Source organism: Pigmentiphaga litoralis, from assembly GCF_014651835.1.
Lineage (GTDB): Bacteria > Pseudomonadota > Gammaproteobacteria > Burkholderiales > Burkholderiaceae_B > Pigmentiphaga > Pigmentiphaga litoralis.
Genome location: NZ_BMXQ01000001.1, coordinates 1,691,864 through 1,710,526, shown reverse-complemented (window position 1 = coordinate 1,710,526; position 18,663 = coordinate 1,691,864). Strand labels below are relative to the sequence as shown.

General features: G+C 65.4%; 15 protein-coding genes. 12 read left to right on the top strand and 3 right to left on the bottom strand.

The features are described from left to right. Positions 1-14: 14 nt before the first annotated feature. Both IE116_RS07560 and IE116_RS07555 read right to left on the bottom strand, forming a co-directional pair. Positions 15-1,022: a response regulator gene (locus IE116_RS07560; RefSeq protein ID WP_189611211.1), complete on the bottom strand. Its 1,008-nt coding sequence runs from the start codon at positions 1,020-1,022 to the stop codon at positions 15-17. After that, positions 1,022-4,738: a PAS domain S-box protein gene (locus IE116_RS07555; RefSeq protein WP_189611209.1), complete on the bottom strand. Its 3,717-nt coding sequence runs from the start codon at positions 4,736-4,738 to the stop codon at positions 1,022-1,024. Before IE116_RS07555 ends, IE116_RS07560 begins: the two co-directional genes overlap by 1 nt. Before the next feature lie 333 nt (positions 4,739-5,071). On the opposite strand from IE116_RS07555, the gene IE116_RS07550 reads away from it, so the two are divergent. The 6 genes from IE116_RS07550 (at position 5,072) to IE116_RS07525 (ending at position 10,540) form a co-directional block, all read left to right on the top strand. Beyond that, positions 5,072-6,223 (top strand): ABC transporter substrate-binding protein, encoded by a 1,152-nt coding sequence (locus tag IE116_RS07550; protein WP_189611207.1) that lies wholly within the window; start codon positions 5,072-5,074, stop codon positions 6,221-6,223. Between the two features lie 131 nt (positions 6,224-6,354). After that, positions 6,355-7,236, top strand: coding sequence for a branched-chain amino acid ABC transporter permease (locus IE116_RS07545; protein WP_189611205.1), 882 nt, complete (start codon positions 6,355-6,357; stop codon positions 7,234-7,236). A 15-nt stretch (positions 7,237-7,251) separates the two neighbouring features. Then, positions 7,252-8,121, top strand: a complete 870-nt coding sequence (locus IE116_RS07540) for a branched-chain amino acid ABC transporter permease (RefSeq protein ID WP_189611203.1) — start codon at positions 7,252-7,254, stop codon at positions 8,119-8,121. Between the two features lies 1 nt (position 8,122). Further along, complete coding sequence (locus IE116_RS07535) at positions 8,123-8,911, top strand: ABC transporter ATP-binding protein (protein ID WP_189611201.1); 789 nt, start codon at positions 8,123-8,125, stop codon at positions 8,909-8,911. Next, the gene (locus IE116_RS07530; protein ID WP_189611199.1) at positions 8,908-9,621 is read left to right on the top strand and encodes an ABC transporter ATP-binding protein; all 714 of its coding nucleotides are present in this window, start codon (positions 8,908-8,910) and stop codon (positions 9,619-9,621) included. The genes IE116_RS07535 and IE116_RS07530 overlap by 4 nt, the downstream gene beginning before the upstream one ends. A gap of 241 nt (positions 9,622-9,862) precedes the next feature. Further along, the gene (locus IE116_RS07525; protein WP_229828044.1) at positions 9,863-10,540 is read left to right on the top strand and encodes a histone; all 678 of its coding nucleotides are present in this window, start codon (positions 9,863-9,865) and stop codon (positions 10,538-10,540) included. Positions 10,541-10,616: 76 nt separating this feature from the next. Here the strand turns inward: IE116_RS07525 and IE116_RS07520 are convergent, their stop codons facing one another. After that, on the bottom strand, positions 10,617-11,516 hold the full coding sequence (locus IE116_RS07520) for a LysR family transcriptional regulator (protein WP_189611197.1): 900 nt from the start codon (positions 11,514-11,516) through the stop codon (positions 10,617-10,619). Positions 11,517-11,633: 117 nt separating this feature from the next. On the opposite strand from IE116_RS07520, the gene IE116_RS07515 reads away from it, so the two are divergent. The 6 genes from IE116_RS07515 to IE116_RS07490 all read left to right on the top strand — a co-directional run bounded on the left by IE116_RS07515 (position 11,634) and on the right by IE116_RS07490 (position 18,454). Next, entirely contained in the window at positions 11,634-12,497 is an 864-nt protein-coding gene (locus IE116_RS07515) for an HTD2 family dehydratase (RefSeq protein ID WP_229828043.1), read from the top strand. Positions 12,498-12,507: 10 nt separating this feature from the next. Next, positions 12,508-13,671 (top strand): acyl-CoA dehydrogenase family protein, encoded by a 1,164-nt coding sequence (locus IE116_RS07510; RefSeq protein ID WP_189611195.1) that lies wholly within the window; start codon positions 12,508-12,510, stop codon positions 13,669-13,671. 15 nt (positions 13,672-13,686) lie between these two features. Beyond that, entirely contained in the window at positions 13,687-15,087 is a 1,401-nt protein-coding gene (locus IE116_RS07505) for an MmgE/PrpD family protein (RefSeq protein WP_189611193.1), read from the top strand. Then, a complete protein-coding gene (locus IE116_RS07500) occupies positions 15,084-16,412 on the top strand; it encodes a CaiB/BaiF CoA transferase family protein (RefSeq protein ID WP_373302963.1) in 1,329 nt (442 codons plus the stop codon). The genes IE116_RS07505 and IE116_RS07500 overlap by 4 nt, the downstream gene beginning before the upstream one ends. Before the next feature lie 4 nt (positions 16,413-16,416). Then, positions 16,417-17,298, top strand: coding sequence for an HpcH/HpaI aldolase/citrate lyase family protein (locus IE116_RS07495; RefSeq protein ID WP_189611191.1), 882 nt, complete (start codon positions 16,417-16,419; stop codon positions 17,296-17,298). Positions 17,299-17,482: 184 nt separating this feature from the next. Next, positions 17,483-18,454, top strand: a complete 972-nt coding sequence (locus tag IE116_RS07490) for a tripartite tricarboxylate transporter substrate-binding protein (RefSeq protein ID WP_189611189.1) — start codon at positions 17,483-17,485, stop codon at positions 18,452-18,454. Positions 18,455-18,663: the final 209 nt, after the last annotated feature.

Here is an 18,663-nt window from a genome sequence, read left to right as displayed (position 1 = left end):
CGTGCCTTGGCCGATCACGCCACCGGCGACGGCTCCGGCCACTGCCGCATCACTTCCCTGACCTGATCCAGACAGCCGATGAACAGGTCGACCAGCGCCGGGTCGAAATGCCTGCCGCGCTGGTCCATTAGATACGCCACCGCATCCGCCTCGCTCCACGCTGCCTTGTACGGCCGTACTGTCGTCAGGGCATCGAACACATCCGCAATGGCCGCAATGCGTCCTTCCAGGGGAATCGCCTCGCCCTGCAGGCCGGCCGGATAGCCGCTGCCATCCCATTTTTCATGGTGCGTCAGTGCAATGCGCGCGGCGGTGGCCAGCAGTCCGTGTGTGTGTTCGCCGATGATCTGGCCCCCGATGCGCACGTGGTCGCGCATCACCTTCAGTTCATCCGGATTCAAGGGGCCGGGTTTCTGCAGGATCGCATCCGGAATCCCGATCTTGCCGACGTCGTGCATCGGCGCGGCGTGCAGGATATCTTCGGCCTGTTGCGCGTCGAGTCCGGCGGCCAGCGCCAGGAGGCGTGAATAGTGGCTCATGCGGATCACGTGCATGCCGGTCTCGTTGTCCTTGTATTCGGCGGCCAGGCCCAGGCGCTGCACGATCTGCAGGCGCGTGTCCTTCAATTGCTGGACCTGCACCAGGGACAGGTGCGTGCGCACGCGGGCTTTCAGGATGGGCGCGCTGACCGGCTTGGTGATGTAGTCGACCGCCCCTGCGTCAAAGCCTTCCAGCTCGTCGTCGGAATCGGCCAGCGCGGTCACGAAGATGACCGGCACGTCTTTCAACGCGGGCAACGCCTTCAGCTGGCGGCAGACGGCGTAGCCGGTCACGCCAGGCATCATCACGTCGAGCAGGATCAGGTCGGGCCGCTGTTGCTGCGCCAGTTCCAGGGCGCGCACCCCGTCTTTCGCGAACACGAGCCGGTAGTCGGCCTGCAGGATCTGCCGCAGCAGATGCAGGTTGGTGGCCTCGTCGTCGACGGCCAGAATCAACGGCGCATGGCTTGCAGGAGCGGGCATCAGGAGGCGTCCTCGTGCGGAGCGGAAAGGCGTTCAAGCAGTGCGTCCAGTTCTGCGGCTGCCGATGCAAAGTCGAAGTTGTCGGTCAGGTAATGCAGCCGTGCCAGCGCGTCGCGGTCCACGTGCCCGGCGATCAGTGTCATCAGGCCCTCCAGATGCGCGGCGTCGAGCTGGCCGCGCCGCATGCCGGCCGACAGGGTCTTGACCAGACCGGTCACGCGCGGCAGGTCGAGCGGCGCGGCGGGGTCGGCAGGAACAGACTTCCGCGCGCGTTCGGCCTCGGCAAGTGTGTCCTGAATTGCCAGCAGGGCGGCATCGAGTTGCGTGGGCAGGTCGGCAAGCGCCGCGCTGGCCCGGGCCTCGTCGCCATCGGCAATGGCTTCATCGATGCCCTGCAGCAGCGCCGCCAGGCGATCCAGACCCAGGTTGGCCGCCAGGCCGCGTATGCGGTGAGCGAGGGCGCGCAGGCCAGGCCGATCCTGCCGCTGGTGCAGGTCGGCAAGCGTCGTGGCAAGGCCGCGCTGTTCGTTGGCAAAGCGGCGCAGCGTACGGCGGTAGAAGGCTTCCTGGCCGGTCCAGCGGGCGATGCCGGCGGAGGTGTCGAGCACCGCAGGTTCGGGCGAGCGTGGCGGCAGCGCGGCGACGCGTGCCGGGTTCAGGCGCAGCAGGCGGGCGATTTCCATCGATAGCGTGTGGAAATCGATGGGCTTGGATGCAAAGCCGTCCATGCCCGCCTTGCGTGCCGCGTCGCGGTCGGCGTCCATGACGCTGGCGGTCAGCGCGATCACCGGGGTGGCAGGTTCGCCTGCCAGCGCCTGCTCGATCCGGAGCCGCCGCGTGGCTTCCAGGCCATCCATGCCAGGCATCTGCACGTCCATCAGGATGACGTCGTAGTGCTCGCGGGTTGCGAGCCGCACGGCCTCCAGGCCGTCGCTGGCAGTGGCGACCGTGTGGCCCTGGTCTTCCAGCAGCAGGGCCAGCAATTCCAGGTTCTGCGGTACGTCGTCGGCCAGCAGGATACGCAAGGCCGGCAGGGCCACCGCGCGCCGGGGCGCGCTGAAGGGCGTCGCGTCTTCCGCCACGGCGGTCAGCGGCAGCCAGACGTGAAAGGTGCTGCCGATATCGACCGTGCTGTCGACCGAGATCCTGCCGCCCATGAGTTCCACCAGTTGTTTACTGATCGTCGTGCCCAGCCCCGTGCCGCCAAAGCGCCGGCTCATGGACGCATCGGCCTGCGTGAACGGATCGAAAATGGCGTCGAGCCGGTGGGCGGGAATGCCGATGCCCGTGTCCTTCACCTGAAAATGCAGCATGTCGCCTGCGGCTTGCACCGACAGCGTGACGCTTCCCCTGGCAGTAAATTTGATCGCGTTGCCAAGCAGATTGGTCAGCACCTGCCGCACCCGCAGTTCGTCGCCCAGGAAAACGCCGGGCAGGCTGTCGTCATAGCGAATGTGCAGCGACAGGCCCTTGTCGCGCGCCGATGCGCCCATGGTGGACGACAGCTCGTCGATCAGGCTGAGCAGGTTGAATTCGTTCGATTCCAGATCGACCAGGCCGCGATCGAGCTTGGCGGTGTCCAGGATTTCGTTCAGCAGCCGCAGCAGCGATCGCGCCGAATTGCGCACCGTGTCCAGGTGACGCCGCTGTTCGGCGTCCAGGCGTCCCTGCAGCAGCACGTCGGTAAAGCCCAGCACCGCGTTCATGGGGGTGCGGATTTCGTGACTCATGTTGGCCAGGAAAGCGGTGCGCGCCGCGGCCGCCAGCTCGGCCTGTTCCTTGGCGTCGCGCAGCGCGGCTTCCATCCGTTTGCGTTCACTGATGTCGCGCGAGATCTTGGACGCACCGATGATGCGGTTGCGGTCGTCCAGAATCGGCGAAATGGTCGCCGACACATCGATCAGGTGGCCGTTTTTGTGCCGCCGCACGGTCTCAAAATGATGCACGCGCTCGCCGCGCGCGATGCGGGCCAGGATCAGCGGCTCTTCGTCCAGGCGATCCGGTGGAAACAGGATCTGCATGGACTGGCCGATCACTTCGTCGGCCGTGAAACCGAACAGCAGTTGCGCGCCGCGATTCCACGTCGTGATGATGCCGCTCAAGTCCTTGCTCATGATGGCGTCTTCGGACGACGCCACGATCGCGCGGAAGCGGTGCACATCGAAATCGGCCGCCTTGCGCGCGGTCACGTCCAGGATCACGCCATCGAGCCGCCGTGGCGCGCCCGGGATATCGTCCGGCACGGCGCTGCCGTTTTCCCACATCCAGCGCCATTCGCCATTGCGGTGGCGCAGGCGGTATTCCACCTGAAAGGGCTGCCCGTCGGCCACGGCGCGCCTGACGTCGGCATCCACGTGCGCAACGTCGTCCGGATGGATCAGGTCGCCGAAACGCACGCGCGGCGGGGTCGACAGAAAGTCGGCCGCCGCGTACCCGGTCAGGCGTTCCACACTTTCGCTGATGAACACCATCGGGTAGCTCGCGGTGGCCAGGCTGCGGTACGCGATGCCAGGCAGATTGCCGATCAGGGACCGGAACTGCTGCTCGCTGGAGCGCAACGCGCGTTCGATGTCCTTGCGGGCGGAAATGTCGGTCACGAAGGCCACGAACAGATCACGACCGCCCACGTGGGTGTGCCCGATCGCCAGCCGGATCGGCAGGCGCGAGCCGTCCTTGCGTTCGGCCATCACCTCGCGGCCGTTCACGCTTTCTGGCAGCCGCCCGCGCAGCGCGCGCCCCAGGTAGTCGGCCAGTTCGGCGCGGTAGGGACCGGCGATCAGGCGTTCGGCTGGCTGGCCAAGGATCTCGTCGCGGGTCCACAGGAACAGGCGTTCGGCCGACGGGTTGAAGGCGTCGATCGTGCCGTCGGCGGCAATGGTAATGACACCGTCGATGGCGGTGTCGAGCAGGGCGCGCTGGCGCGCTTCGTTGTCGCGCAGTTCGTTGAACAGCTCGCGGTAGCGCAGAAAGCCGTTGATCGCGATGACCAGCGACGTAAAGGCGAGGGTGGCCAGCGCGACGGCAACGGCCAGGAAGGCCGCGTTGGACGGGCCGCCGGCGCCGACCGCGTGGGCGGGCATCCCGATCCGCGCCGCGCCCATGCCCAGGTAGTGGGTGACCGACACCGTGATTCCCATGGCGACCGCGCTGACCAGGCGCCGCCAGCCCGTTGGCAGCTGCTTGGCCTGGCGCAGGCGGCCAGGCACCCACAGGGCGACCGTCGCCAATCCAACCGCAACCAGCGCGGACAGCGCGACCCCGCCCGGGTGGTAGTGCACGTCCCCTGCTACCTGCATGGCCGCCATGCCGGTGTAATGCATGCCGGCAATGCCCAGGCCGACCACGGCGCCGCCCAGCAGCAGCCGGACAGCACCCGGCCGTGGGATATGGACGATGGCCATCGCCGCAGCGGCCGCCACCAGGCCGGGCAGCAGGGACGCCGCCGTCATCCCTACGGAATAGGTGGCGGCGCTGCCGGTCTGCGATGCCAGCATGCCGACGAAGTGCATCGCCCAGATGCCGCCCCCGAGCGCAATGCTGCCGGCCGCAAAACCGAGCGCCCGCGTGACGGGTTCACGCGCCCGCTCGATGGATCCGGCATTGAGCAGCGCCGTCCACGCAGCAAAGACGGCCAGAAGTACCGACAGCAGGACAAGCGCGGGGTCGTAGTGGCCGAGGGAAACGTTCAGGGGAGCGACAAGGGCGGAAGAAGGCATGGCAGTGTGCACAGGCCGCGCAAGCTGGGGCCGTCGGAATTCGGTTGGTGAGCACACAGTGCCGTGTTCGCGCCGATTCTATCAGCGTCGGCTTGGCGAAAGCCTGCATTTTCCCTGGGGCGTCGGCCAGCGTGCCGAATGCGTGGCACAAGCGCCACGCCGCAGTGTCCGCGCAGACGCTTCGTGAACGGGATAGGGTCGTGCCGGTGGTGGCGCATCCGGACAGCCGCTAGAATATGCGGCCAGGCTGACGCCCCACGCATGGGCGGGTTGCGCAGGTGACACCAAGACACCTGGCAACGACGCAGCCGATGCCTACAAGGACAACAGAGCATGAATCCAATTTTCAACAAGTCGCTCGTGGCGCTGGCCGCCCTGGGCGTGGTGTCGTTTGCGCACGCAGCCGAAGTCAAGATCGGTGTCGCGGCGGCCCTGTCGGGCGGCGCCGGCCAGTACGGCAATGCCATCCGCAACGGCTTCCAGCTCGCCGCTGAAGAAGTCAACGCCAAGGGCGGCGTGAATGGCAACACCATCAAGCTGGTGATCGAAGACGAACAGGGCAAGAAAGAAGAAGCCATCAACGTCTTCAAGAAACTGATTTTCCAGGACAAGGTCCTGATGGTGTTTGGCCCGACGCTGTCCAATTCCGCCCAGGCCGCCGACCCGATCGCCCAGGGCGCCAAGACCCCGGTGTTCGGCACCTCGAATACGGCCGACGGCATCACGTCCATCGGTGACTACGTGTTCCGCAATTCGGTGACGGAAGCCGACGTGCTGCCGGAAACCATCAAGGTCGCCGCGCGCCATGCCAACATCAAGAAGGTCGCCGTGCTGTACGGCAATGACGACGTCTTCACCAAGAGCGGCTACGACAACTTCAAGAAGGCCCTGGAAGACCTGAAGATCCCGGTCACCACGACCGAAACCTTCGCCAAGGGCGACGTGGACTTCAAGGCCCAGCTCACCAAGATCAAGGCCTCGAACCCCGACGCCATCGTGCTGTCGGCGCTGATCGCCGAAGGCGGCCCGATCATGGTCGCCGCGCGCCAACTGGGCATCAACGTGCCCTTCATTGGCGGCAACGGCATGAACTCGGTCCGGATCTTCGATCTGGCCAAGGAAAAGTCGGATGGCCTGTGGGTCGGCAGCCCGTGGTCGATCGAAAACCAGACCGCCGAAAACACGCGTTTCATTGCCGCCTACAAGGCCAAGTACAATGCGGCGCCTGACCAGTTCGCCGCCCAGGCCTACGATGCGTTCTATATCGTGACCCAGGCGCTCGGCAAGGTCTCGCTGACCGGCAAGCTGGAAGCCGACCGCAAGGCGCTGCACGACGCGCTGCCGGCCGTGAAGTGGAGCGGCGCGACCGGTTCCTTCAGCTTCCGCCAGGCGGCGGGCAAGGGCGGCAAGCCGGCTGGCTATGACGCCGTGCAGACCCCCATCGTGATGAGCACGAAGGGCGGCAAGTACGTGATCGAGAAGTAAAACCGAAAGACGCACTACACGCTGTCGCGGCGCTGCCGCGGTATTCCCAGGGGCGTGGAGCCTGGCTCCGCGCCCCTGACGTTTTCTGACGGCACGTTGTGTCGCCGTCCCTTTCAGGCTGGAAATTTGTCATGCTGGAACAGCAACTCGTCAACGCGCTTTCGCTTGGCTGCGTTTACGCCCTGTTCGCGCTCGGCTTCACCCTTGTCTTCGGGGTGCTGGGCGTCATCAACCTGTCGCACGGCGCGGTCTTCATGGCCGGCGCCTATATCGCGCTGCAACTGGTGCTCAAGCTCGATGCACCGCTGTGGCTCGCGGTCGTGGCATCCGCCGTGGGCAGCGGGATCCTGGGCATGCTGATCGACGTGCTGGTGCTCAAGCGCCTGCGCAAGCGCAATGCGCCTCACCTGATTCCCATGATCGCCACCATCGGCGTGGCGATCGTCCTCAACAACGGCATGCAGGGCGTGTTCGGCGCCGAGACGATCCGCTTCCCGGCCGGCATCACGCCCGACGACGCGCTCGAAATCGGCGGCATGCACGTCACCGTCATGGAACTGACCATCATCTTCGTGTCCTTCGCGCTCATGGCGGCGCTGATGTACACGATGAAAAAGACGCAGCTGGGCCGCGCGCTGCGGGCGATCGCCGAGTCGCCCAAGGCAGCGTCGCTTCTGGGCATCAACGTCGAAGGCCTGTTCCTGCTGACGTCTTTCGTGGCGGCGGCGCTGGGCGGCATTGCCGGCGTGCTGATCGGCCTTTATTCGAACGCGGTGTTCCCGCTGATGGGCCAGCCCATGCTGCACAAGGGCATCGCGGTCATCATCCTGGGCGGCATGGGCGACATTCGCGGCGCGATGATCGGCGGTCTGTTCCTGGGTTTTGCCGAAGTGCTGTCGGTGGCGTACGTGGGATCCACGATGCGCGACGCCGTGGCTTTCGGTCTGTTGTTCCTGATCCTGCTCGTCCGTCCGCAAGGCCTGTTCGGCAAAGTGCTGGAACGCAAGGCATAAAAGGGTAAAGAAGACATGGAGTGGTTTGACAATTTCTGGTCGGTGTACAGCAACCTGGTGCTCAGCCTGGGGACCAACGCGTTGCTGGCGCTGTCCATCTGGCTGACGCTGGCCTGCGGCATGCTGGCAATGGCCAATGCGGCTTTCATGGGTATCGGCGCCTACACGGCCGCGATCCTGACGATGAACTACGAGGTGTCGTTCCCTGTTGCGCTGCTGGGCGGCATGGCGGCGCCCATGCTGGTGGCGTTCATCATCGGCAAGCCCACGCTAAGGCTGTCGGGCGTGTACCTGGCCATGGCCACGCTGGGCTTCGGTGAAGTCGTGCGCGTGTTCATCCTGAACACAGAATCCTGGACCGGCGGCGCGCTGGGCCTGAACGGCATTCCTCAGCAGACGCAGTGGTGGCATGTCGGCCTGGCCGTCCTGCTGACCCTGGTGCTGCTGTATCGCCTGCGCCGCTCCAAGATCGGCCGAGCGTTCGAGGCCATCAAGGAAGACGAGACGGCGGCGGGCCTGATGGGCGTCGACGTCAACAACACCAAGCTGCTGGCCTTCGTGCTGGGCGCGCTGCTGGCGGGCCTGGCGGGCGCGCTCAACGCGCACCTGACCTTCTTCATCGGTCCCAACGAATACGGCTTTGACCGCGGCGTGGAAATCCTGACCATGACCATCCTGGGCGGCATCGGCAGCATCGCCGGTCCGGTCGTCGGCAGCATGATTTTGACCGTGCTGCCCGAAATGCTTCGCGCCTTCAACGACTTCCGCCTCGTCATCAACGGCCTGATCCTGATCCTGATCGTGCTGTTCCTGCCCAAGGGCATCTGGGACCCGACGCGCATGCGCCGCTGGTTCGGACGCAGCCGGCAGCCGGGGGGACACTGACATGCTGCAACTTTCCTCCATCTCGAAAAGCTTCGGCGGACTGCACGTGCTGCAGGACGTCAACATCACCGTCCCGCAGGGCACGATCTTTGGCCTGATCGGCCCGAACGGCGCCGGCAAGACGACCGTGTTCAACCTGATCACCGGGCTGCTGCCGCCTACCGGGGGCAGCCTGACGTTCAACGGCGAGAGCCTGGTGGGCATCAAGCCGCACCAGATCACCCGCCGCGGCATCGCGCGCACCTTCCAGAACATCCGCATCTTCAAGGAGATGACGCTGCTGGAAAACGTGGTCGTGGGCATGCACCGTCATTTGAACTACGGACCGGCCGGCCTGATCCTGAGCCTGCCCGGCTTCCGTGCGCAGGAAAAGCGCGCGCGTGAACGGGCGCATGAACTGCTGTCGTGGGTCAAGCTGGACCACAAGGCCAACGACATTGCCGACAACCTGTCGTACGGCGATCAGCGCAAGCTGGAACTGGCGCGCGCGCTGGCGACCGAACCCAAGCTGCTGTTGCTCGACGAACCCGTGGCCGGCATGAACACCGGCGAAAAAGTCGATCTCATGAGCGAGATCGAGAACATCAAGGCACGTGGTTACACGATCTTCATGATCGAGCACGACATGCGTTTCGTGATGGGCCTGTGCGATCGCATCGCGGTGCTCAACTTCGGCCGCATCATTGCCGAAGGCGAACCGGACGAGATCCGCCGCAACCCCATGGTGATCGAAGCGTATCTCGGCACCGACGACGACGAGACACCCGCCAACGAAGAGGTGCTTCCATGAGTACGCTGATGAACGTGTCGGGCCTGAAGGTTGCCTATGGACACATCGAGGCGGTCAAGGGCATCGACTTCGAACTGCGCGAAGGCGAGATCACGACGCTGGTCGGCTCCAATGGCGCGGGCAAGTCGACCACGCTGCTCTCGCTCTCGGGCCTGGTCAAGAAAAGTGCCGGCAGCATCGTGTTCGACGGTGAAGACCTTGGCAAGCTGTCGCCCCACAAGATCGTGCAGCGCGGCGTCGTGCAGGTGGCCGAAGGCCGCGCAATCCTGACGACCATGACCGTGCGCGAGAACCTGGAGCTGGGTGCGTACACCCGCAAGGATCGCAGCTCGGTCGGCAGCGATCTCGAGCATGTGTTCCATCTGTTTCCGCGACTGAAAGAGCGGCTCGATGGCATGGCCGGCAATCTGTCGGGCGGCGAACAGCAGATGCTTGCGATCGGCCGCGCGCTCATGGCCAAGCCGCGTCTGCTGTTGCTCGATGAACCGTCGATGGGTCTGGCACCGATCATCGTGCAGGAGATCTTTCGCACCCTTCGCGAGATCAATCGTGAAGGTCTCACCATATTCCTCGTCGAGCAGAACGTGCGTCAGGCACTGAAGATCGCGCAGCGCGCGTATGTGCTCGAAAACGGCAGCATTGCCCTTAGCGGCAGCGGCCAGGAATTGCTCAAGGACGATCGTCTCGTCGAGGCTTACCTCGGCGGTTGAGCCGGCACGGCCGGGCCTTGGGGACCGGCTGTTGTCGGAGCGATCGCATCAAGGTGACACGCTTCACGCATCGCGAGATTTGTTCCAGCAATGCGCTGTTGCGATGTCGCTTCTTCTTTATTGACATAAGGGTTGACAGAGTAGCGTGTCGCATTAACACTGCGCGCTCGACTCTCTAGAGAAAGACATGGTCAAAAAACTGCAAACCGGTAAAGCATCCGCCAAACCAGCGGAAAAGAAAGTGACGACTGCAAAGGTCGCCCCGACAAAATCGGTAGCCAAGAAAGCGGCGCCTGCGAAGTCCGCCGGCTCGAACGTTCTGACGAAGCTCGAAGCCACGGCAACCCGTCTGGGTGATGCCGCCAAGAAAGCCATCGCGCGCGCCGATGCTGCTCGCAAGGATGCCTCGCAGCGTCTGAGCCTGGCCGAAAAAGCCATGAAGGCCGCGATGAAGGAAGCGAAGGCCGTCGTCGCCGCCGACAAGAAGTCGGCGTCGACGAAGCCCGCCGCTGCGGCTCAACCTGCTGCCGCCAAGCCGGCCGCAAAGAAAGCCGTCGCCAAGAAGGCGCCTGCCAAGTCGGTCAAGACTGCTGCTGCCAAACCAGCCGACGCCGCCAAGCCGGCAACGAAGGCCGTGCGCGCTTCGAAGGCATCGAAGAAGTCGGCTGCCAAGCCTGCTGCTGATGCTGCCAAGCCTGCCGCTCCGGTCAAGGCTGCAAAGTCGGCCAAGTCGACCAAGACCGCTGCCAAGTCTGCCGACGCCGCTCCTGCTGCAAAGAAGGCAGCCGCCAAGAAGCCAGCCGCGAAGCGCGCGCCGGCCAAGAAGGCCGCTGCACCTGCAGCCGCACCGGCGCCTGCTGCTGCGCCTGCATCGAACGACGCACCGGCTGCCGACGCAACGCCGACCAGCGCCGCGTAAGTACCGTAGCGACCGTCCCGCCGGCGTGCCGGTGGGACGATGAAAGCCCCGCTCTCTGCAAAGAGGCGGGGCTTTTTTACGCGCCGCTTCCCTGATGTGCCTTGATCGCCGCCACCAGCGCATGCACGCATCCGGGCAGGCCTTCCAGATCACGGATCAGGATGCTGCGCTCGCGCACGGCCCACGGTTCATCAAGCGCGATGATCTTGATGCCCATGGTCTGCCGATGGCGCAGGGCGGACGATTCGGGAATGACGCCGATGCCGACGTCGGCTTCGACCATGCGACACACGGCTTCGAAGCTCGACACCTGAATACGCAGCAGCAGGGACACGCCGTGCTGCTCGACCTGTTCGCGCAGGAACGCGAGCATGGTGCTCCCTTCATGCAGGGCAATGTGTTGATACTCAAGTATCTCTTCGAGCTTGATGGCATCGCGCGCCGCGAGGGCGTGGTCACTGGCCACCACCAGCACGAGGCGGTCGGTGCTGAAGTGGATCATCTGCAATTCGGGCGCAACGATGGGACCGGCGGTGATGCCGAGGTCGGTGGACCCGTCGACCACGCCGCGCACGATGTCGCGCGTCAGGCGTTCCTGCAGGTCGATGGTGACGCCGGGTCGGGTAGACAGGAAGCGGGCGAGGATCTCGGGCAGGAACTCGGTGGTGGCGGTCGTGTTTGCAAAGATGCGGATATGCCCGGCGCCATCGCCCCCGTAATCGGTGAATTCATTTTTCAGATAATCCACCTGCCGCATGACCAGCCGCGCATGCTGCAGCAGCCGCTGGCCTGCCGGCGTGAGTTCGACACCGCGGCTGTCGCGGTAGAGCAGGCGGGTATTGAGTTGACCTTCCAGGGCCTTGATGCGGGCGCTGGCTGCTGCGAGCGACAGGCTGGCCCGCCGCGCGCCCTGCGTCAGGCTCGGGCCCTGCGCTACCTGGATGAAGAGCCGAAGGTCGGCCAGATCGAAGTGCATGGCATCCTGGATTGGCGTTCGCGGCAGGCGAACGCCGGGTAAGAAAAATGTGAATTTACAGAAGGGTACTGCTTTCCGCATCCTAGCGCTCCGGATAGACGACAGGAATGCAGCGACATGGGTGCAGCGACGACCAACGACACCGCCGACGCGGCCAAGGGCATGGACACCAATCCCTGGCTGGGCCGTACCGAAACCTGCACCGACCAGATCAGCCACAACCTTGCCGTGCGTATCGCCGCGACCCTGGGCGAGCCGACACCGCCCCCCGGCGGCGCCTTGCCGCTGCTCTGGCACTGGGCCTATTTCCAGCAACCCGTGCAGCCCGATGGCATCGGTCAGGACGGCCACCCGGCCCGTGGGGGCTTCCTGCCTCCCGCCGAAGGCCGCAACCGCATGTGGGCGGGCAGCCGGCTGGAATTCCACGCGCCGCTGCGCGTTGGGGTCGACGCGCATCGCGTGTCGACCATCACCCGCATCGAAGAAAAGCACGGCCGCACCGGCTCGCTGCTGTTCGTGACCGTGCGCCACGAGATCTCGCAGCAAGGGCAGCTGGCCCTGCGCGACGATCACGACATCGTCTACCGCGAAGCCACGCCGCCCAAGCTGAAGGACGACACGCCGGTCGACGAGCCGCAGTGGCGCGAAGACGTGACGCCGACGCCCACGCTGCTGTTCCGCTATTCGGCCGTGACCTTCAATGGTCACCGCATCCATTACGACTTCCCGTATGTGACCGAGGTCGAGGGCTATGCCGGACTGGTGGTGCATGGCCCGCTGATCGCGACCCTTGCGCTGCGCTCCTTCGTGCGCGCGAACCCCGACGCCCGGGTCAAGACTTTTGCTTTTCGCGGCGTCCGTGCGCTGACCGTACCCGATGCGTTCCATGTCGGCGGTCGTATCACCGAACCGGGCCATGCACAGGTATGGGCCGCCAACCAACAGGGCGCCGCCCAGCGCGCCGACATCGAATTCGACTGACGAGGACTGTATGCCGTTGCAAACCACCGAAGATTTCCAGGACATCCGTGAAGGCGTGCGCGCCTTGTGTGCGTCCTATGACGCCGCCTACTGGCGCGAAGTGGACGAGCGCCGCGGGTTTCCCGAAACCTTCGTCAATGCGCTGACCGAAGCCGGCTGGCTGGCCGCCATGATCCCGTCGGAATACGGCGGCTCGGGCCTGGGCCTGTCCGAAGCATCGGTGATCCTGGAAGAGATCAACCGCTGCGGCGGCAATTCCGGCAGCGTGCACGGTCAGATGTACAACATGTTCACGCTGGTGCGTCATGGATCGGAAGCGCAGAAGCGCGACTTGCTGCCGCGCCTGGCATCGGGCCAGACCCGCCTGCAGGCCATGGGCGTGACCGAGCCGACGACCGGCACCGACACGACCAAGCTCAAGACCACGGCCGTCAGGAAGGGTGACAAGTACGTCATCAACGGCCAGAAGGTGTGGATCTCGCGCGTGCAGCACTCGGACTACATGATCCTGCTGGCCCGCACGACGCCGCTGGCCGACGTCAAGAAGAAGTCCGAAGGCCTGTCGATTTTCCTGGTCGACCTGGAAAAGGCGATCGGCAACGGCATGAGCGTCCGGCCGATCCTGAACATGGTCAACCACGAGACCAACGAACTGTTCTTCGACAATCTTGAACTGCCGCTGCACAGCCTGATCGGCGAAGAAGGCAAGGGCTTCAAGTACATCCTGGATGGCCTGAACGCGGAACGCACGCTGATCGCCGCCGAATGTATTGGCGATGGCCGCTGGTTCGTTGAGAAGGCGCGCAACTACGCCAACGAACGGATCGTGTTCGACCGCCCGATCGGCAAGAACCAGGGCGTGCAGTTTCCAATCGCCGAAGCGCACATCGAAGTGGAAGCGGCCGACCTGATGCGCTGGCGCGCCTGCCAGCAGTACGACGCGGGCGAGCCTGCCGGCGCCAGCGCGAACATGGCCAAGTATCTGGCGGCCAAGGCCTCGTGGGAAGCGGCCAACACCTGCCTGCAGACGCATGGCGGCTTCGGCTTTGCGTGCGAATACGACGTCGAGCGCAAATTCCGCGAGACGCGCCTGTATCAGGTTGCGCCGATCTCGACCAACTTGATCCTGGCTTACGTGGCCGAGCACCTGCTGGATCTTCCGCGTTCTTATTGAGTACCGAGGCAGCCCATGACCGATCCCCGTTCCGAGCTGAGCACGCCCGCCAGCCATCCGACCGCCGAGCTGTGCGCCTTTCTGAGCACGCTCGAATTTTCCGACCTGCCCGATGAAGTGGTCGCCCGGACCGAGGAACTGTTCCTCGATTGGGTGGCCTCGGCCCTGGCCGCAAAGGGCGCGCATCCGATTCCGGTGTTCGAGCGGTATGCCAGCAAGATGGGGCCATCCGACGGTCCGTGCACGGTGCTGGTCAACCGCAGCCGCACGTCGCCTTACTTTGCAGCCTTCGTCAACGGGGCGTCGTCGCATCTGGTGGAGCAGGACGACCTGCACAACAGCTCGGTGCTGCATCCGGCCACGGTCGTATTCCCCGCCGTGTTTGCCGCGGCGCAGGACCTGGGCAAGTCAGGCGCCGAACTGCTGCTGGCATCGGCGGCGGGGTACGAGGCGGGCGTGCGGATCGGCGAATTCATGGGCCGCTCGCACTACAAGGTCTTTCATACCACCGGTACTGTCGGCACCCTGGCGGCCGCCGTGGGTGTGGGCAAGCTGCTGGGGCTGGATGCCGACACACTGCTGCACGCGGTGGGGTCCGCCGGCACGCAGGCGTCCGGCTTGTGGGAATTCCTGCGCGACGCCGCTGACTCCAAGCAGCTGCACACGGCCAAGGCCGCGGCGGATGGCTTGCTGGCGGCCTATATGGCGGCGGATGGCCTGACAGGCGCCCGCCGCATTCTGGATGGTGAGAAGGGCATGGCGGCCGGCATGTCGACCGATGCCAATCCCGCTTTCCTGACGGACCGTCTGGGCACGCGCTGGGCGCTGCTTGAAACGTCTTTCAAATTCCACGCCTCGTGCCGCCATACCCATCCGGCGGCCGATGCCCTGCATGTGCTGATGCAGCGCGAAGGGCTGCGCCATGAAGATATTGGCGCGATCACCGCGCGGGTCCATCAGGCCGCCATCGACGTGCTGGGAGGCGTGACCACGCCGACGACCGTCCATCAGGCCAAGTTCTCGATGGGTACCGTGCTGGGCCTGATCGCCGTGCACGGCGATGCCAGCATTGCGGGCGTCGAAGCCCATGCCTTGACCGACCCGCGAGTGTCCGCGCTGCGCGAGAAAGTGCAGATGGTGCTGGACCCCGAAGTCGACGCCGCCTACCCGAAACGCTGGCTGGGCCGGATCGAACTCGATACGCAGGACGGCCGCCATTTCAGTTGCGCCGTGGATGCTCCGAAGGGCGATCCCGACAACACGCTGAGCCGTCCGGAACTCGAAGACAAGTTCCGCCGGCTGACGCAGTTTTCGAAGGCGACCGACGATACCGAGGCGACCGAGCTGATTGCGCGCGTGTGGTCGCTGCGCGACCGGCCGTCGGTCGCGGGCCTGTTCGACAAGGTGGCACGATGAGCGCCGTGCCAGACGGAAGGCACGCGATGGCCGGTACGACACCCGCGTCGGGCGCGCCACGCCCTCTGGACGGCATCACCGTCGTCAGCCTGGAACACGCCATTGCGGCGCCGTTCTGCACCCGCCAGCTGGCGGACCAGGGCGCCCGCGTCATCAAGATCGAACGACCCGGCTCGGGCGACTTCGCACGCGGCTACGACAGCCGGGTGAAGGGCATGTCGTCGCACTTCGTGTGGACCAACCGTTCCAAGGAAAGCCTGGCGCTGGACGTCAAGGCGCCCGACTCGGCCGAGGTCATGGACCGCCTGCTTTCCCGCACCGACGTACTGGTGCAGAACCTGGCGCCGGGTGCGGCGGCGCGCCTGGGCCTGTCGTTCGAGGCTCTGCATGAGAAGTTTCCGCGCCTGATCGTCTGCGACATTTCCGGCTATGGCATGGGCGGACCGTTCCAGGACAAAAAGGCCTATGACCTGCTGATCCAGAGCGAGAGCGGCTTTCTGTCAGTGACCGGCACGCCCGACGAACCGTCCAAGGCCGGCGCCTCCATCGCTGACATCTCCGCCGGGATGTACGCCTATTCGAGCATCCTGTCGGCGCTGCTGCTGCGCGCAACGACAGGCAAGGGCAGCCGCATCGACGTGTCCATGCTGGAAAGCATGGTGGAGTGGATGGGCTATCCGATGTATTACGCATTTGACGGCGCCACGCCGCCTGCCCGGTCGGGCGCCGCGCACGCGACCATCTATCCCTACGGACCGTTCCCCTCGGGCGACGGCGGCACGGTCATGCTGGGCCTGCAGAACGACCGCGAATGGACGGTGTTCTGCGACAAGGTGCTGGGTCGGCCCGAGCTGGCCCAAGACGAACGTTTTTCGAGCAATGGCGCGCGCACTGCGCATCGCACCGAATTGCGCGCCTTGATTGTCGAGATATTCGGGGGCCTGACGCGCGACCGCATCATCGACCTGCTGGAAGGCGCGCAGATCGCCAATGCCAGCGTCAATGACATGCAGGGCGTGTGGGACCATGCACAGCTGCAGGCGCGCGCCCGGTGGACGGAAGTCGACAGCCCGGTGGGACGCCTGCCTGCCTTGTTGCCGCCCGCGTCCAATGAGGCCTACACGGCCCGCATGGACGCTATCCCGGCGGTGGGCGAGCATACCGACGCGATCCTGGCGGAGCTGGGGCTGGCGACATCAGGTTCGGCGACATTCGGCTCGACGACAGCGGGCTTGGCGACAGCGGACTTCACTACAGCAGCCTCGACCGCTGCGGGCTCCACTACCGCCTCAACCACAGCGGCCCTGCACGGCGCCAAGGACTGAGCCCATGAGCGATCTCTCCACATTGGCCAATGCCGCCGCGACAGGCAAGGCCTTCACGGCCTTCGACCTGGCGCGTTCGGCGCTGTTCGTTCCGGCGTCGCGGCCTGACCGTTTCGACAAGGCGCTCGCCACCGCTGCGGATGCCGTCATCATTGACCTGGAAGACGCTGTCCTGCCCGACGACAAGGCCACGGCGCGCGACGCCTTGGCGGCCTGGCTGGCCGCGTCGCCCGATCGCAAGGTGGTGGTGCGCGTGAACGCCGTCGACACCGACTGGGCCGAGGCCGACCTGGCCATGTGCCAACGCCACGAGGGCGTGGCCGCCGTGCTGCTGCCCAAGGCCGACAGCGCCGAGATCGTGGCGCATGCGGCGGGCTTCGGCAAGCCGCTGTGGCCCATCATCGAAAGCGCGGCGGCCCTGGTCCATCTGGCTGCCGTTGCAGCGTCGCCCGGCGTGCGCCGCCTGGCATTCGGCAGCCTGGACCTGGGCCTGGATCTTGATCTGGACCCCGATAGCACGGCGGCGGCCACGATTCTGGATCAGGGCCGGTACGCGGTCCTGCTGCATGGACGCGTTGCCGGTCTGGCCGCGCCGCTGGACGGCGTGCACCCGGCCATCCGCGATCTTGAAGGTCTGGCCGCATCGGCAGGCCGTGCGCGCGACATGGGCTTCGGTGGCGCCTTGTGCATCCACCCGACTCACGTGCCCGTGCTGAACCAGAGCTTTCTGCCGACGCCCGCGCAACGGGAATGGGCCCGCCGCGTGCTGGAGCGTGCCGAGGCAGAAAGCGGCGCCTTCCAGCTGGACGGCAAGATGGTCGACGCGCCGGTCATCAAGCGGGCGCAGCGGCTTGCGCAGCGCGGCGCGCGGGCAGCTGCGGCCTGACGTATACCCCTTACCTGAAGTTTCCCGCTTCATCTCGTTCTTTTGCTGTATCGGTCTGTCAGTGCTTCGCCCAATGGCGGGGTGGTGGCAAGCCGCCCACCATGATTGTTTCTACGTTCCCGGCAACAACAAACAGGCCAGAGCCTGACCGGGGCGCTTATGTCCACCTCGAGGAGACTTTCTCATGCTGCATCGTCTGATCCTGGCTACCGTCCTGAGCGCCGCGTCGCTGAGCGCCTTTGCCCAGAACTATCCCGCCCGTCCCGTCCAGCTGATCATCCCGTTTGCCGCTGGCGGCCCGACCGACGTCGTTGCCCGGCGGCTGGCCGAAGCCATGGGGCAGAACCTGGGCGTCACGGTCGTGGCCGAGAACAAGACCGGCGCGGGCGGCACCATCGCGTCCGACACCGTGGCCCGCGCCGCCCCCGACGGCTACACGGCCCTGATCCACCACACCGGCATGTCGACTGCGCCGGCCCTGTACAAGAAGCTGCGCTTCAATCCGCTGACCGACTTCGAATACGTCGGTCAGGTCGTGGATGTGCCAATGACGCTGGTCGGCCGCAAGGACCTGCCGCCCAACAACTACAAAGAGCTGTACGCCTATCTGCAGGCCAACCGCGGCAAGGTCAACCTGGCCAACGCCGGCATGGGCGCGGTCTCGCAGTTGTGCGGCGTGCTGTTCCTGAGCCGCATCAACATGATGGACGTGACCACCATTCCCTACAGCGGCACGGGCCCGGCCATGACCGACCTGCAGGGCGGCCAGGTGGACCTGCTATGCGACCAGACCACCCAAACCACGCAGCTGATTCAGTCCGGCCGCGTGAAGGCCTATGGCGCGACCACCAAGCAGCGCCTGGCGGTGCTGCCTGACCTGCCCACGCTGGCCGAGCAGGGCCTGGACAACTTCGAGATGGTGGTGTGGCACGGCATCTACCTGCCCAAGGGCACGCCCAAGCCCATCGTGGACCGCCTGAACGCCGCGCTGCTGGCCGGCCTGGCCGATCCGAAATTCAAGGACGCCATGGCCAAGCTGGGCGCCATCATCGCCACCCCGGAGAAGGCATCGACCGAAGGGTTGCGCACGCACCTGAAGGCCGAAGTGGAAAAATGGGGTCCGGTCATGAAGGCGGCCGGCGTCAACCCGGAATAACTGATTGCCACACGTATCTGACCGCGTGTTGTCGGCGCCCCCTTTCAGGGGCGTCGACGTCGGCCGATTGGGGCGTGTCAGGGTATCTCCCTGTATGCCCGAACCGTAACAATCCGCCCGTTCTGGTTGACATTGTGCGGCGGATCCGGAAAATGCAGTCCAGCAGCGGAATTCGCTGCCCCTCCAAAGGGGAGTAGTTCGAGAGCGAA